13 protein-coding genes are annotated in these 15,215 nt (G+C 34.6%); 10 read left to right on the top strand and 3 right to left on the bottom strand.

Features of this window, described 5'->3' with window-relative positions:
• The 6 genes from ACEN2N_RS15055 to trpA all read left to right on the top strand — a co-directional run bounded on the left by ACEN2N_RS15055 (position 1) and on the right by trpA (position 5,165).
• Positions 1 to 570, top strand: coding sequence for an anthranilate synthase component II (locus tag ACEN2N_RS15055; protein ID WP_441825097.1), 570 nt, complete (start codon positions 1 to 3; stop codon positions 568 to 570).
• A gap of 72 nt (positions 571 to 642) precedes the next feature.
• Positions 643 to 1,638: an anthranilate phosphoribosyltransferase gene (gene trpD / locus ACEN2N_RS15050; RefSeq protein WP_441825096.1), complete on the top strand. Its 996-nt coding sequence runs from the start codon at positions 643 to 645 to the stop codon at positions 1,636 to 1,638.
• Between the two features lie 51 nt (positions 1,639 to 1,689).
• The gene (gene trpC / locus ACEN2N_RS15045) at positions 1,690 to 2,475 is read left to right on the top strand and encodes an indole-3-glycerol phosphate synthase TrpC (protein WP_441825095.1); all 786 of its coding nucleotides are present in this window, start codon (positions 1,690 to 1,692) and stop codon (positions 2,473 to 2,475) included.
• Positions 2,475 to 3,110 (top strand): phosphoribosylanthranilate isomerase, encoded by a 636-nt coding sequence (locus tag ACEN2N_RS15040; protein WP_441825094.1) that lies wholly within the window; start codon positions 2,475 to 2,477, stop codon positions 3,108 to 3,110. Before trpC ends, ACEN2N_RS15040 begins: the two co-directional genes overlap by 1 nt.
• 66 nt (positions 3,111 to 3,176) lie before the next feature.
• On the top strand, positions 3,177 to 4,394 hold the full coding sequence (gene trpB, locus ACEN2N_RS15035) for a tryptophan synthase subunit beta (RefSeq protein ID WP_441825093.1): 1,218 nt from the start codon (positions 3,177 to 3,179) through the stop codon (positions 4,392 to 4,394).
• A gap of 6 nt (positions 4,395 to 4,400) precedes the next feature.
• Positions 4,401 to 5,165, top strand: coding sequence for a tryptophan synthase subunit alpha (gene trpA, locus ACEN2N_RS15030; RefSeq protein ID WP_441825092.1), 765 nt, complete (start codon positions 4,401 to 4,403; stop codon positions 5,163 to 5,165).
• Between the two features lie 10 nt (positions 5,166 to 5,175).
• On the opposite strand, the gene ACEN2N_RS15025 is transcribed toward trpA, so the two are convergent.
• Positions 5,176 to 6,915 carry a RagB/SusD family nutrient uptake outer membrane protein gene (locus ACEN2N_RS15025; protein ID WP_441825091.1) on the bottom strand — a complete coding sequence of 580 codons (1,740 nt, stop codon included), beginning with the start codon at positions 6,913 to 6,915 and terminating at the stop codon, positions 5,176 to 5,178.
• Positions 6,916 to 7,135: 220 nt separating this feature from the next.
• On the opposite strand from ACEN2N_RS15025, the gene ACEN2N_RS15020 reads away from it, so the two are divergent.
• From ACEN2N_RS15020 to ACEN2N_RS15010, 3 genes are all read left to right on the top strand, one after another.
• The gene (locus ACEN2N_RS15020) at positions 7,136 to 8,629 is read left to right on the top strand and encodes a M20/M25/M40 family metallo-hydrolase (protein WP_441825090.1); all 1,494 of its coding nucleotides are present in this window, start codon (positions 7,136 to 7,138) and stop codon (positions 8,627 to 8,629) included.
• Positions 8,630 to 8,732: 103 nt separating this feature from the next.
• Positions 8,733 to 9,173: a hypothetical protein gene (locus tag ACEN2N_RS15015; protein WP_441825089.1), complete on the top strand. Its 441-nt coding sequence runs from the start codon at positions 8,733 to 8,735 to the stop codon at positions 9,171 to 9,173.
• A gap of 164 nt (positions 9,174 to 9,337) precedes the next feature.
• On the top strand, positions 9,338 to 11,422 hold the full coding sequence (locus ACEN2N_RS15010) for a hypothetical protein (RefSeq protein ID WP_441825088.1): 2,085 nt from the start codon (positions 9,338 to 9,340) through the stop codon (positions 11,420 to 11,422).
• A gap of 71 nt (positions 11,423 to 11,493) precedes the next feature.
• Here ACEN2N_RS15010 and ACEN2N_RS15005 read toward each other — a convergent pair whose 3' ends face one another.
• A complete protein-coding gene (locus tag ACEN2N_RS15005; RefSeq protein ID WP_441825087.1) occupies positions 11,494 to 14,040 on the bottom strand; it encodes a phosphoenolpyruvate carboxylase in 2,547 nt (848 codons plus the stop codon).
• 294 nt (positions 14,041 to 14,334) lie between these two features.
• On the bottom strand, positions 14,335 to 15,003 hold the full coding sequence (locus ACEN2N_RS15000) for a uracil-DNA glycosylase family protein (protein WP_441825086.1): 669 nt from the start codon (positions 15,001 to 15,003) through the stop codon (positions 14,335 to 14,337).
• An 83-nt stretch (positions 15,004 to 15,086) separates the two neighbouring features.
• Here ACEN2N_RS15000 and ACEN2N_RS14995 point away from each other — a divergent pair, with 83 nt between their 5' ends.
• Positions 15,087 to 15,215 carry a 30S ribosomal protein THX gene (locus ACEN2N_RS14995; protein WP_441825085.1) on the top strand — a complete coding sequence of 43 codons (129 nt, stop codon included), beginning with the start codon at positions 15,087 to 15,089 and terminating at the stop codon, positions 15,213 to 15,215.

Here is a 15,215-nt window from a genome sequence, read left to right as displayed (position 1 = left end):
ATGAAGAAAATATTAGTTATAGACAATTACGATAGTTTCACTTATAACCTAGTACATTATTTGGAGGAGTTAGGTTGCGAGGTTATTGTAAAACGTAATGACCAACTTACCCTAGAAGAGGTTGATGCTTTTGATAAAATTGTGCTTTCTCCTGGTCCTGGTATTCCTGATGAAGCCGGATTATTAAAACAAATCATCGAAAAATACGCACCTACCAAAAGTATATTCGGTGTTTGTTTGGGGCAACAAGCTATCGCTGAAGTTTTTGGTGGTTCGCTAATAAACTTAGATGAAGTGTATCACGGAATTGCAACTAAAATAAAAATAACTAAAGATGATGTTATTTTTGAAGGCATACCTAAAGAGATCGAAGTTGGCAGATACCATTCTTGGGTGGTGAATCCTGATTTGCCAGAAGTTTTAGAAGCTACTTCTTTAGATGAAAACGGACAAATTATGTCGCTTCGTCATAAAACTTATGATGTTCGCGCGGTACAATTTCACCCAGAATCCGTGCTTACTCCACAAGGAAAAAAGATGCTAGAGAATTGGTTAAATGCTAAGGCATAGTAATAAGTATCAAGTACAAAGTGATAATAACTTCTTTGCACTAAATACGAACTGCGTAATACTTTTAAAAAAATGAAAGAGACACTAAATAAACTTATAAATCACGAAATACTTTCCAAAGAAGATGCGAAACGCATTTTGGTAAATATTGCGAAAGGTGATTACAATACCAGTCAGATTGCGGCATTTTTAACCGTATACATGATGCGTAGCATAACTATTGAAGAGTTAGAGGGATTTAGAGATGCATTGTTAGATTTATGTTTGGCGGTAGATTTATCGGCTTATAACCCTATTGATCTTTGCGGTACTGGTGGTGATGGTAAAGACACGTTTAATATTTCCACTTTAGCATCTTTCGTTACCGCTGGTGCGGGAGTAAAAGTTACCAAACATGGTAATTACGGAGTTTCTTCGACATGTGGAAGTAGCAATGTCATGGAATTTCTAGGGATAAAATTTAGCAACGACTCTGGCTTTCTTGAAAAATGTATTGATGAAGCTGGTATTTGTGTTTTACACGCTCCCCTATTTCACCCTGCCATGAAAAATGTGGCTCCTATCCGTAAAGATTTAGGGGTGAAAACGTTTTTCAACATGCTTGGTCCCATGGTAAACCCTGCGTTTCCCAAAAACCAAATAGTAGGTGTTTTCAATTTAGAGCTTGCTCGTATGTACGGATATCTATATCAGAAAACTGACAAGAATTTTACCGTTTTACATGCTTTAGATGGTTATGATGAAATTTCTTTAACCGGAAATACTAAAACCATTTCTAACCATACAGAAAGCATGCTAAAACCATCTGATTTTGGAGTGAAGCAAATTAAGCAAAGTGATATTGTTGGTGGAGATTCTATTGATACCTCTTCCCAGATATTTTTAAATGTTTTACAAGGTAGAGGTACTGAAGCACAGAATAATGTGGTTTGTGCGAATGCTGGTATCGCTATAGCTACAGTTAATAACCTAACACCCTTAGAAGGCTTTGAAAAAGCAAAAGAATCATTATTAGGCGGACACGGATTAACTGCATTAAAGAAAATACAAGAGTTGAGTAGAAATTAAAAAAAAGCTTTATCCCTCGAATTGAAGAGGTTATAAAAGAAGATATATTTTATGAACATTCTAGATAAAATAGTAGCCGATAAACGCAAAGAGGTAGAATTGAAAAAATCGATTATTTCGATGTCTCAATATGAAGCTTCTGTGCTTTTTGAAAGAAAAACAAATTCATTGGCTCAAGCACTAAAAAATAGTGACACAGGTATTATTGCTGAATTTAAACGTCGATCTCCGTCCAAAGATAGTATTAATCAAAATGCAAATGTGGGACAAGTTGCTAAAGGTTATGAGAATGCCGGAGTTTGCGGTATGAGCGTGCTTACAGATATTAAATATTTTGGAGGCTCCATTGAAGATTTAATTTTAGCACGTGCATCGGTTAAACTTCCGTTGCTACGTAAAGAATTTATTATCAGTGAATATCAAATTATTGAAGCCAAGGCAAATGGTGCCGATGTTATTTTACTCATCGCTGCCATACTTACTAGGCAAGAAATTAAAACATATTCTGAATTGGCTAAAAGCTTAGGCTTAGATGTATTATTAGAGGTACATAACGAAGAAGAACTTCATAAATCTATTATGCCAAGTTTAGATATGCTAGGTGTAAACAATAGAAACTTAAAGACTTTTGAGGTTAGTTTAGAGACTAGTAAAGTACTTTCTAAACTGATACCCGACGATTTTGTAAAGGTATCTGAAAGCGGAATAAGCTCTATTGATGCCATCAAAAAATTAAGACCATTTGGATACCAAGGATTCTTAATAGGGGAGAATTTCATGAAGACAGATAACCCTGGAAAAAGTGCGATTGAATTCATTAAAAATTTAAAGAACTAATGAAGCTTAAAATTTGTGGAATGAAACTGAATACAACTGAAGTTGCACAATTGCGACCAGACTATTTAGGCTTTATATTTTGGGAACATTCTTCAAGATTTTTTGAAGGTGAAATGCCAAATCTTCCACATACAATTAGTAAAGTCGGAGTTTTTGTTGATGCTGAACTAGACTATATTATCGAAACAACAATAAAACATCGATTACAGGGGCTGCAATTGCACGGTCATGAAACCCCGGAGTACTGTTCTAAAATTGCATCTGAATTAAAAATTCAAAATCATAAAGTCGACATCATAAAAGTCTTCTCAATCAAAGAGGAATTTAACTTTGATATATTGAAACCATATGAAAATGTGTGCGACTATTTTCTTTTTGACACTAAAGGAAAATTACCCGGTGGCAATGGTTATACATTCGATTGGTCTGTCTTAAAAAATTACCCATCTAATAAACCATATTTTTTAAGTGGCGGTATTGGATTAAATAATATTGACAAAATCAACGAATTCAAAAAAACACCTGAGTCTAAATACTGCTTTGCCATTGATGTTAACAGTAGTTTTGAAATAGTACCAGGATTGAAAAAAATTGAAGAATTGAGCGAATTTAAAAAAGTAATTAATATACAGTAATACGTTTATCATATTTTATTTTACCTAAAAAAGAATTCATACGCAGATTATTAAGATTTAAAAGAGATGCAAAAAGAAGATAGAATCAATTCCCACATAGGCGGCTTCAATGCTGACGAAAAAGGATACTACGGTGAATTTGGTGGTGCCTTTATACCTGAAATGTTGTACCCAAATGTAGATGAGCTACGACAAAATTATTTAAAACTGATGTATGAAGATTCTTTTCAAAAAGAATTCAATCAGCTTTTAAAAGACTACGTTGGTAGACCCTCACCACTATATTTTGCAAAACGTCTTTCTGAAAAGCACGGTTGTAAAATATATTTAAAAAGAGAAGATCTTAATCATACAGGTGCCCACAAAATCAATAATACTATCGGTCAAATTCTTATGGCTCAAAAATTGGGTAAAACTAGAATTATTGCCGAAACGGGTGCCGGTCAACATGGTGTTGCCACTGCTACTGTATGTGCTTTAATGGGCTTGGAATGTATCGTTTACATGGGTGAAATCGATATTGCTCGTCAAGCCCCTAATGTTGCCCGTATGAAAATGCTTGGCGCTGAAGTTCGACCTGCAAAATCTGGTAGTAGAACATTAAAGGATGCCACGAACGAAGCTATTAGAGATTGGATCAACAACCCGGTAGATACTCATTATATTATTGGTTCTGCTATTGGTCCGCATCCCTACCCAGATATGGTTACGCGTTTTCAATCTGTAATATCTGAAGAGATAAAATGGCAATTGAAAGAGCAAGAAGGGCGTGAAAATCCTGATTATGTTGTGGCTTGTATAGGTGGTGGCAGTAATGCCGCTGGTACTTATTATCACTTCTTAGATGAACCTGAAGTTGGCATTATTGCCGTTGAAGCTGCTGGTAAAGGAATAAATTCTGGCGAAAGTGCAGCTACATCTGCTCTTGGTAAAGTAGGTATAATTCATGGTTGTAAAACTATGTTAATGCAAACTCTAGATGGTCAAATTACCGAACCCTACTCTATTTCTGCCGGATTAGATTACCCTGGCGTAGGCCCTATGCACTCCCATTTATTTAAATCTGGTCGTGCCGAATTTTATTCAGCTACCGATGATGAAGCTATGGCCGCAGGATTAGAATTATCGCAATTAGAAGGTATTATACCTGCTATTGAAACGGGACACGCATTTGCAATTTTTGAACATAAAAATTTCAAGAAAGATGACGTCGTTGTTATTGGTCTTTCTGGTCGTGGTGATAAAGATTTGAACACATATATTGATTATTTTAAGCTAGCATAACCTATTATGAGCAATAGAATTACAACAAAGTTACAAGAAGACAAAAAGCTTCTTTCTATATATTTTACAGCTGGTTACCCTGCATTGAACGATACTGTTCAAATCATTCAAGATTTGGAAAAGAACGGCGTAGATATGATTGAAATAGGATTACCATTTAGTGACCCTCTTGCAGACGGGCCAACAATTCAAGAGAGCTCTACCGCTGCTTTAAAAAATGGAATGACTACCGAACTACTTTTTAACCAATTAAAAGATATTCGTAAAACGGTTTCTATTCCTTTAATTATCATGGGGTATTTTAACCCGATGTTACAATACGGTGTTGAGGCATTCTGTAAAAAATGTCAAGAAATAGGTATTGACGGATTGATTATGCCAGATTTACCTTTAGATGTGTACCAAGAGGATTATGAGGCTACTTTTAAAAAATACGGACTCATAAATGTTTTTCTAATTACACCACAAACGAGCGATATTCGTATTCGCCAAATTGACGATGCTTCTAACGGATTCATCTATATGGTGAGTTCAGCTAGTGTTACAGGTTCAAAATCGGGCTTTGGTCAAGAACAAGAAAGCTATTTTGAGCGTATTGCGGCAATGAATTTAAAAATCCCACAAATAGTAGGTTTCGGTATTAAAGACGAAGAAACATTTCAACAAGCTACGAAAACTGCTAAAGGCGCCATAATAGGCTCTGCTTTTATAAAGCATTTAACCAGTAAAGGTGTTAATTCTATTTCAGAATTCGTAAAGTCGATTCGTTAAAGAATATCCCTTAGTAACCTGGGTTTTGTATTGCATTTGGATTCAAGTTTATTTCAGATTGTGGTATCGGCCATACATACTCGTGTGGTTGAAAATCTTTTTGGAAGTCATTGTAATTGTTAAAATCATCGATGACTTCCTGAAGCTTTTCTCTTCTAATTAAGTCATCTCTTCTGTGACCTTCAAAACAAAGCTCTAATTTTCGCTCTAAAAATATAGCCTCCAAAAATTCCTCTTGATTTAGGTTTGATGCTATATTATTTGCATTATTACCATATGCTCTTTCTCGAACTTGGTTAATTGCATCATATGCTATAGATGTTGGTCCGTTTATTTCATTCTCAGCTTCTGCCAACAATAAAAGGATATCGGCATATCTTAAAACAGGATAATCAAATGATGCTGAGCTAAAATCTGCATTTGGTAATTCTCCATTATACCATTTTAAAGGTCTCCAATTATCTGGATTCTCCTCATTAACGACATTACTACCAGATACAGAAAATGTTGCTATTGCATTTTTAAACCGCTTATCTTCAATTGCGATTGGAAAACTTACGGGGTTATTAAAGGTCATTGATATATTACTAAATGAATTAGCAAAACGAGGTACAAGCACCAAAGCATCTCGTTCTGTAACACCTACAGGACCCCAATAATCATTAAAAGAACTACTTGTATTTTCCTCTCCGTCGTACGCAATTCTAAATAATATTTCGCTGTTTGAAACTTCATTTTCCTCATTGAAAATTGCATTATAATCTGCAATTAATTCATATTGACCTTGAATAATTTTTAACTGTTCTAAAGCATTCGCATATTTACTGGTTTCGTTTAAAGGAAAACCAGCCATGGTCATATATACTTTTGCCAATAATGCCCTTGCAATTAATTGATTAGCCCGGTCATTAGATTCAGAAACCGGTAAGTTTTGAATAGCAAAAAGTAAATCTTCTTCAATTTGTGTATAAGTTGTATTTGGATTTTGCGGGTAATTTGGAGGACCACTCAAATCAATTTCAGCAGTAACACTTAGCAGAGGATTTCCATATATTTTTATCAGATTGAAATATAACAAGCCTCTTAAGAATTTAAACTGAGCTTCGTATTCCACTCTATTAATATTATCTGCCACTATTTTAGAGGAATCAATTAAGTAATCTATACCCAAATTTATATTCCTTATTTGAATGTAATGTTCTGCCCATACGTCATTAATAATATTGGTTTGCGAATTCAAATAATAAGCATCTAATTCTACTAAAGTCCCGTCGACCATCCGGTTAGCTTTTAAAATATCCGTTCCGGTATCTCCCCAATATGCTAAGTAGGCATCGGCATCAAAAATTTCTTGTAAATTTTTATATGATAGATTTAACCAAGACGCAACATCTAAATCTTGCTCGGTCAACTCTGGAATTTCAGGAATTTCGAAAATTATTTTTTTTGTTTCATCCTTAGCTAAAATAATCTCTTGAAAATATATAAAATCTGGCACTTCACTTAAAATAACTTTAACCGTGTAATCACCTGGTGGTATATCATTGAACACAACAACCCCAGTTTCATTTACAATCTTCGTCTTAGTTTCGGGGTCAGTAGTAACGCTTGCTCCAATAGCAGCATTATCACCCAACAAGACAGTTACTTCGATAGTGCCCGAGTCTAAATCTTCGACCTCGACTGGATCATTATCTGAACATGAACTTAACACAAAAAAGATCAAAATATATTGAATAATTTTTTTCATCCTGTTAACGTAATTTTTATCAAAGTAATGCAATTTTTGGTTTCAAAATTTAAAATTCCTACATATTTAAACCTATATTTTGGCTTAAATTGATGATGTATTTATTGCAACACCATTTTATTAGAAATTGAGAATTTCATTAACACATGTAACCCTCAAATGAGCGTATCAAATCCCTTCCTTTTGCTTACATTTAAAGAATATATTCACGAGAACGAACATGAAAAAATTATTTACGCTTCTACTATTTTTATCTCTTTACTCTGGCTACTCGCAAGACTCTGTTCTTATAAAATCTAAAGTTGCCAATGCTATTGCCGAATTAAGAGAATTTGTTGCCATACCAAATGATGCCTTAAACGCAGACGATATAGATACTAACCTTTTCTGGCTTAGAAAAAAATTTACCGAACGTGGCTTCAATAGTACTATTCTAGAGACAGAAGGTTTACCACTTTTCTTTGCAGCTCTACCGATGGATGATAATAAACCTACCATCTTATTTTACATGCATTTAGATGGTCAATCTGTTGATGCTACCAAATGGGATCAGCCAGATCCTTACACAGTGGTACTGAAATCTAAAACCGATGATGGTTGGAAAAAAGAATCTTTTTCAGATTTAGATGATGATATTAATTATGACTGGCGACTTTTCGGAAGGTCTACTTCTGATGATAAAGGACCCATTGTTATGTTTTTAAATGCCATTGATGCACTTAAAAAAGAGGGTATTGAAATACCTTATAATGTAAAAGTCATTTTAGATAGTGAAGAAGAAAAAAGTAGCGCTCCCTTACCTCAAGCGGTGCGCACATATAAAGATTTACTTAAAGCTGACTTCTTAGTTATCAATGATGGGCCAGTGCATGTTTCTGGCAAACCGACCGTTGTTTATGGTTGTAGAGGTATCACTACGTTGTCAATTACGACTCACGGACCAATAAAACCTCAGCACAGTGGACATTATGGAAATTACGCTCCAAACCCTGGTTTTCAATTAGCGCAACTATTAGCAACTATGAAAGATGCTGATGGTCGAGTTTTAATCAAAGGGTATTATGATGGAATTACCTTGGATGAGGCTACATTAGAAATATTAAAAAGTGTACCTGATAATATCGAAGAGATCAATAAAAACTTAGCAATTTCTACTCCTGAAAAAGTAGGAAGCTTTTACCAAGAAGCTTTGCAATACCCTTCGTTAAATATTCGTGGTTTAGGATCTGGATGGATCGGTGATCAAGCTAGAACAATTTTACCCGCTACTGCTACAGCAGAATTAGACTTAAGGCTAGTACCTGAATCTGATGGTAACAGACTTAAAAAATTGGTAAAGGAACATATTAAAAATCAAGGCTTTCATGTGATGAGTACCGAGCCTACTATGGAAGACCGTCTTAAATATGATAAGATTGTTACCATTAAAGAAGGTACGGTTACAGATGCATTTCGTACAGATTTGAATAATCCGTTTGGGAATAGCATTGTAAAAACCATGGAAACTAAATTCGGAGAAAAGCCTGTTCAAATAAGAATAATGGGTGGTACGGTTCCTATTTCTCCGTTTATCAATGAATTGAAGATTCCTGCATTTATTGTACCTATGGTCAACCCAGATAATAATCAACACAGCCCAAACGAGAATTTAAAAATAGGTCAGATTGCTTATGGTATCGAAACATTTTATGCTCTTTTGAGTACTAAAATGTAATATTCTGCCACAATAAAAATTATTTACAGTCTTTTATATAAATGTCGATTCTTCTGCCTTAAATCAGCAGAATTATCGGCATAATAATTGAATTAAGACTATTATGATATTTAAAACGCATCCTTGGTTATTTTTACTTTCCATATTAATATTAACTACAAGTTTTAAAGTAGACGATTCCATAGCAATTGCTACTAATACATATTCAGTAGAGCGATTGCCTACAATGATTGAATCACTGCAACATGGCGAATATTACACCATACAAATTACTTCTATTGGTTGTTTTCATGGCAAACGCCAAACGGTTACCGTTTTAAATAAAGAGGGTATCTTAACCGCTAATTTTAATAATGAAATAAAAATTCTTTCTCCATCCGATGTTAATGAACTTATACTCTTTGAAATTCAATTGAGAGAAATACCTTTAGGAGGTTGCACGACCGTAGACACCTATACTCTTAGCAATACCTACGAAAATTTTACAATTAGCGATGGCACTTGTAATTGGCAGGGGTATAAATCACTACTTGCCATTTTTTAAATACACAAAACATAAAAGCGACCATCTTACTAATGGTCAAATTAGTTTACATTCCATAAATATCACGAAAGTATCACAAGAGTTATCACAATAAGTTGATATTCTTGTGATTACCTTGTTATATGAATTTTATTCATTTGTCTGTAACCAAAAAAACAGAACATATGAAAAATTTCAACTTTTTATCAATTTTAATGCTTTTGCTAGTTATGGCAAGTTGTTCAGATGACGATAATGCCGTTACTGGTGTAATCGTACCAGCCTCGGGTGAAATTGCTGGAGGACCATTTACTTTTTGTGTAGATGGCGTACCTGATATGGTAAGCGGCATAACCCTAAACAGCGAAAGTGCTTCAGGTAGTAGCAGCACATGGGTAATTACTGATGACCAGAATACTATTCTTGGCCTACCACCAAATTTAGAAGCCGTACAAGGTGTTGACTTCGATGCTGCTGGTGCAGGTACTTGTTTTATATGGTACCTAAGATATGAAGAAGGGCTAACCGGACTCGAAGTAGGCTTGAATTCAAGTAATTTTATAGGCTCGTTTGATTTATCGAACTCCATCGAGGTGCAAAGAAACGAAACCATGGCAGGTGTTCTTTCGGGTGGTCCTTATGAATTCACCGTAGATGGAAAAGCTGATTTCGTTACCGATATTTCTTTAAATAGTGATGATGCAACAGGTAGCAATAGCACGTTTGTTATTACTGATGATGAATTGAACATTCTTGGATTACCACCTACATTAGATGCTGTCAAAGAAGTTGATTTTGATATGGCCGGTGCAGGTGTTTGTCTTATCTGGTATTTACGATATGAAGATGATTTGATCGGTGCCGAAGCAGGTATGAATGCGGGAGAACTTGAAGGCTGTTTTAGCCTATCAAATTATATTCAAGTTACTCGTTTAGATGCGGCAAACGCAGGAACAATTTCTGGTGGACCTTTTAATTTTTGCGTTGACGGTGAAGTAGATAATGTTTATGGTATTACACAAAACAATACCGAAGCTAAAGGAAGTAATAGTAGCTGGGTTATTACAGATGACCAAGGTAATATTTTAGGTTTACCTCCTACATTAGAGGCTGTTGAAGGGGTGAATTTTGATGGCGCCGGTGCCGGTACTTGCTTAATTTGGTATTTGCGCTATGAGGGTGAATTGAACGGACTAGCTGTTGACATGAATGCAAATGACCTACAGGGTAATTTTAATTTATCTAATTCAATTGAAGTGGTTAGAAGTAAAACAGAAGCCGGGGTTTTAACTGGTGGACCATATAAATTCTTTGTTGATGGTGAAGCTGACCATGTAACCGATATTATGCTAGATGCCTCTGAAGCTTCAGGAACAAATAGCACATGGGTTATTACCGATGAAGAATTAAATATTCTTGGTCTTCCACCAACATTAGATGCAGTTAAAGGAGTGAATTTTGATGCTGCCGGTGTTGGTACTTGTTTAATCTGGTATTTAAGATATGAAGATGGTATAGACGGTGCAGCCATGGGCAATAACGCAGCAGACTTAACCGGATGCTTTGATTTGTCTAACCCTATTGAAGTTCAAAGATTACAAGGTGTAAATGCAGGTACTTTAGTTGGAGGTCCTTTCAGCTTTTGTGTTGATGGTGAAGTTGATAATGTATATGGTATTACACTAGATAATTCCAACGCATCAGGTACTCAAAACACTTGGGTTATCACCGATGACCAAGGAAAAATTCTAGGTCTACCTCCTACTCTCGAAGCTGTAGAAGGTGTCAATTTTGACGGAGCAGGAGCAGGCACTTGCCTAATTTGGTACGCTCGTTACGAAGGTGAAATTATAGGACTTGAAGTAGATATGAATGCAAATAACGTTACAGGAAATTTTGCACTATCGAACCCATTGACAGTGGTAAGAACAAAACCTGAAGCAGGTACAATTACGGGAGGTCCGTTTGAATTTATCGTCGATGAAACTGCTGATTTTGTAACTGGTATTTCTCTAATTAATGAAAATGCTTCTGGAGCAAATAGTTCTTGGATAATTACAGATGAATCTGGTAAAATACTTGGATTACCACCAACGCTAGCAGATTTAAAATCGGTTGATTTCAATGCCGCAGGTGAAGGCACTTGTTTTATCTACTACATTAGATATGAAGATGGATTAACAGGTATGGAACCCGGTTGGACATTTGATGAATTCAATGGCTGCTTTGATATTTCTAACAATATAAAAGTGGTTCGCAAGGTTCATTAAACCAAAACGAATTCAATATTAAAGGCTCTGTAAATTTACTTACAGAGCCTTTTTAAATTTTATAAAATATATTATGCCGAATTTCTACTAGCATTAATATTACCATATAAAGATCGTGTTACAATTTTCTCATATAACTCTTTATACTCCGTTCCCTCACCTATTTTTTGAAGTGCGTATTGCTGTATAACCAATAACGGTAAAACAATATTCTCTCTAATTTTTATAGACTCCCTAGATATAGCCTCTTTTTGCATTAAAATATCCATGCCTGATAATTTTAATAGCATACTTTTAGAAAGCTGATATTCTGCATGTAATATCTCCCAAAAGGCACCGTATTCTTCATTTTCTTTCATATAACTTGTCAATTCAAAATAGCATTTGGTAAGACTCATCATACTATTCATCATTAAAGCTTGAAAAAACGGGACTTCTTCATAAATTCTTTTGGCTTCATCAAATCTGCCATCATCCTCTAAGTTTTTTAGAGCAGTACCTATACCATAATAACCGGGTACGTTTTGTTTTAACTGGCTCCAAGAACCCACAAAAGATATTGCACGTAAATCTGACAACTCTAGCTTTGCTTTGTTTCCTCTTTTACCTGGTCTACTGCCAATATTCGCTTTTGTATAGTACTTAAGCGTACTCATATTTTCTAAATATGGCATAAACTTATCGTGATGTTTTAGGTCGTCATACTTATTAAAACTCATTTCAGACATTTCTTCTATAAGGGCTCTATCTGCATCTGAGATTACAATTTCTTTTTCAAGTATGGTATTTGACAAACCAGCCGTTAACAACTGCTCACTATTATAAATGAACTGTTCTTTTGTACCGTAGGTACTAGTTATGGTCTGCCCTTGAATTGTAAGTTGAATTTCATTATTTGCAACCTTATTGGTCTGTGCTGCATAAAAACGATGTGTTTTACCACCACCTCTTGCTGGTGGACCTCCCCTACCATCAAAGAATATAGCTGCTATATCATGTTCATCACAAACCTCTGAAAGTTCTTCTTTAGTTTTTAATATAGACCAGTTCGCTTTTAAGTAGCCACCATCTTTGGTTCCATCAGAAAAACCAAGCATAATAGTCTGCTTATCATTTCTATTTTTAACGTGCGCTTTATACTCTGGTAAATTGAATAAAAACTGCATGGTCGCCTGCGCGTTATCCATTCCTTTCATAGTTTCAAATAACGGTACTATATCAAAAGTAATCTCCTTATTTTCCCAACCACACCATCTAAAAAGTGCATAAACAAAAAGTATAGAGAATATATCTTCAGAGTTACTTATAATATATCTATTGCAACCTTCTTCCCCATTCTTATCTTGTATGGTCTGTAATTGAAGTATATTCTTGATGGTATCTTTTACAATATCCTCTTCATAATCATCTGCCACCAATTGTAAATTCTCATGTAATAGAATATCAATTAATTTTTCTTCAGATAATTCGCTTAAGTCCTGGTTAATTAGTCCGTTTTTCTTCAAAACATCAGTCATTACCTTAGTATGCATACTATGATCTTGACGTATATCTATGGTTGCGAAATGAACTTTAAAGATTTTTACTTTATCGATAAATTTCTCCAAATCTCTCAAATAAAGACTTTGATACTTTTCAATCAGTATTAATCTAATTTGTTGTAACGGTAATATTAAATCATCGTAACCTATATCTTTCGAACTATCGAACATAGCTGTATAAAGATTGGACCTCAGCTTTTGCAAGGGAGCTTGTACATCTTTAAATGTAAGTTTATGTACTAGCCCTTTTAAATCATTATAGTAGCACTTCATTAAAGTTAAACGAAGCTCGTTCATTACATCTTTTGTAATATCTGCCGTTACGAAAGGGTTACCATCACGATCACCACCAGGCCAGAAACCTAGTTTTACTATATCATGATTTTCAAAACTCTTTGATCCTACACTACCTTTTATATAAGCATACATGTCGCCAATGGCATCGTAATACACATGACGTAGAGTATAGATAATATTCTTCGCCTCATCTAACGGTGTAGGCTTGGTAGCATTTATTAATGAGGTTAGGCCCAACTGTTGTAGCCCCACATCGATCTCGTCTATTTTATCTTCAAGAATCAATGTTCTTAAATTGGTAATAATATCTAGTACCGCAGGGGTATAAAATTGTGTTGGGTGAGCGGTTAATACAATTCGTGCACTAAAGGTGCTCAACTTATCCCAAATGGTATCCCAGGAATTGTTCTTTTCAACAAATTGAAAATAATCTTTCAATGACAATGAACTTGAATGTTTATGCAGTTTCGGAAATGCGGCATCTTCGACACTATCATATAGTACTACTTGGCGTTCTACATACTGTATGATGCGGAACATGAAATCTATTTGTTCTTTTTCAGATTCTATTTCTACGAAATTTTCAAAAAAATTTTCTAAAATTTCTTTCGGATTATGACCCTCGCTCAACCCCTTCTCAGATTGATTCAGCAATAATGGAATCAACATACCTACATTCTCTATATTCTTATAGGGTAGATTTAGAAATAGACTGTTATAGACATTAAATTTATTTTGGACAGATTTCTTAAACTCTGCCAACCTTTCTTGTTGTTGCATATATTAAAACTTAGGGCCATACCGTCATGGCAATCTTGTTAAAATTCGATTATAAATATCGCTATTCCAAGAGAAATTGAAGAATGATTTTTGTGAAATATCATATTCATAGAAGTATACCACAAAATAGTACGTATTGACAACAAATATTCCAAAATACGTGATATGCTATCTATCTTTACAATGTAAATAAGTAATAAAATTTTTCATTTTCATATAGTGTTCTCGTAAAAGAGTCTTGTTTTAAAAACAAGACTCTTTTTAGTTTATACCATTTTGAAAATTTATTTTCTGTTAGAAATACTTTTTGTATTGAAGCGCTCTAAAATCGACCGTATTAAAAGTCGGATTTTTTAGCTTCATCATCTTATAACTTTTAAGACTACCCACCGCCCTATTTGCAGCCCCAGATGGTGCAATTAAAGAAACCGTTCTTATTACCTTTTTAGTAATAGGATGTGAAAATTCGTGAATTCTAGGTACTTCATTAGAAATTCTCATGAAAAATACCGAATGCTCTTTTAAATGTTTTCTAAAAAAATATTCGGGTCCATTTTTGCTATTGCCTCCTGTGAACAAAAGAGTATGTACATTGGTATACTTTTCTAAATAACTCAAAATATCTCTTAATTCGATATTTTGCATACCAATATCAGAGGCATCTATTTTTTCGCGTTCGGCCGATGCTACAATATCGCATACCCCAATCTTTCTATTTCTTAAAAAGTCTTTTCGTTGCTCTATCGCTTCAGTACTACTTTCGAACTTTAGGTTTAAATTGAAAATACTATCTAAAATTGTCCATAATTGCCCATCTCTACTACCATAACAGAAGTCAACATCACCTTCCTTCAACTCACCTGTCGTAAAACGTGGTGGCGGTAATGTACCTACAATTAATTTTTGGGTAGTATTGTTAATAAAAGGTTCGTAAGGGTGAGTATGCTTAAATACGTATTGCATTAGTGTTTTATTCTCTTGAGCATATAATACGCTCTTATGATTTCTAAATTACTAACTTTAAAAGAAACCTAAATAAACGAGTTATGGGCAAGGGAGATAAAAAATCGAAAAAGGGAAAAATATCTAATAATTCTTACGGGGCAAGACGACCTTGTAAAATTAAAAAGAGACCTACAATAGAAGATAAAATTAAAATCAATAGAAAGAAATAA

It is taken from the genome of Maribacter spongiicola, assembly GCF_052119685.1.
Classification (GTDB): domain Bacteria; phylum Bacteroidota; class Bacteroidia; order Flavobacteriales; family Flavobacteriaceae; genus Maribacter; species Maribacter spongiicola_A.
This window is presented reverse-complemented; position numbering and strand designations above follow the sequence as displayed.

Coding starts and splice junctions, on each gene's coding strand:
- ACEN2N_RS15055 (WP_441825097.1), top strand. CDS start 1: ATGAAGAAAATATTAGTTATAGACAATTACGATAGTTTCACTTATAAC.
- trpD (WP_441825096.1), top strand. CDS start 643: ATGAAAGAGACACTAAATAAACTTATAAATCACGAAATACTTTCCAAA.
- trpC (WP_441825095.1), top strand. CDS start 1,690: ATGAACATTCTAGATAAAATAGTAGCCGATAAACGCAAAGAGGTAGAA.
- ACEN2N_RS15040 (WP_441825094.1), top strand. CDS start 2,475: ATGAAGCTTAAAATTTGTGGAATGAAACTGAATACAACTGAAGTTGCA.
- trpB (WP_441825093.1), top strand. CDS start 3,177: ATGCAAAAAGAAGATAGAATCAATTCCCACATAGGCGGCTTCAATGCT.
- trpA (WP_441825092.1), top strand. CDS start 4,401: ATGAGCAATAGAATTACAACAAAGTTACAAGAAGACAAAAAGCTTCTT.
- ACEN2N_RS15025 (WP_441825091.1), bottom strand. CDS start 6,915: ATGAAAAAAATTATTCAATATATTTTGATCTTTTTTGTGTTAAGTTCA.
- ACEN2N_RS15020 (WP_441825090.1), top strand. CDS start 7,136: ATGAAAAAATTATTTACGCTTCTACTATTTTTATCTCTTTACTCTGGC.
- ACEN2N_RS15015 (WP_441825089.1), top strand. CDS start 8,733: ATGATATTTAAAACGCATCCTTGGTTATTTTTACTTTCCATATTAATA.
- ACEN2N_RS15010 (WP_441825088.1), top strand. CDS start 9,338: ATGAAAAATTTCAACTTTTTATCAATTTTAATGCTTTTGCTAGTTATG.
- ACEN2N_RS15005 (WP_441825087.1), bottom strand. CDS start 14,040: ATGCAACAACAAGAAAGGTTGGCAGAGTTTAAGAAATCTGTCCAAAAT.
- ACEN2N_RS15000 (WP_441825086.1), bottom strand. CDS start 15,003: ATGCAATACGTATTTAAGCATACTCACCCTTACGAACCTTTTATTAAC.
- ACEN2N_RS14995 (WP_441825085.1), top strand. CDS start 15,087: ATGGGCAAGGGAGATAAAAAATCGAAAAAGGGAAAAATATCTAATAAT.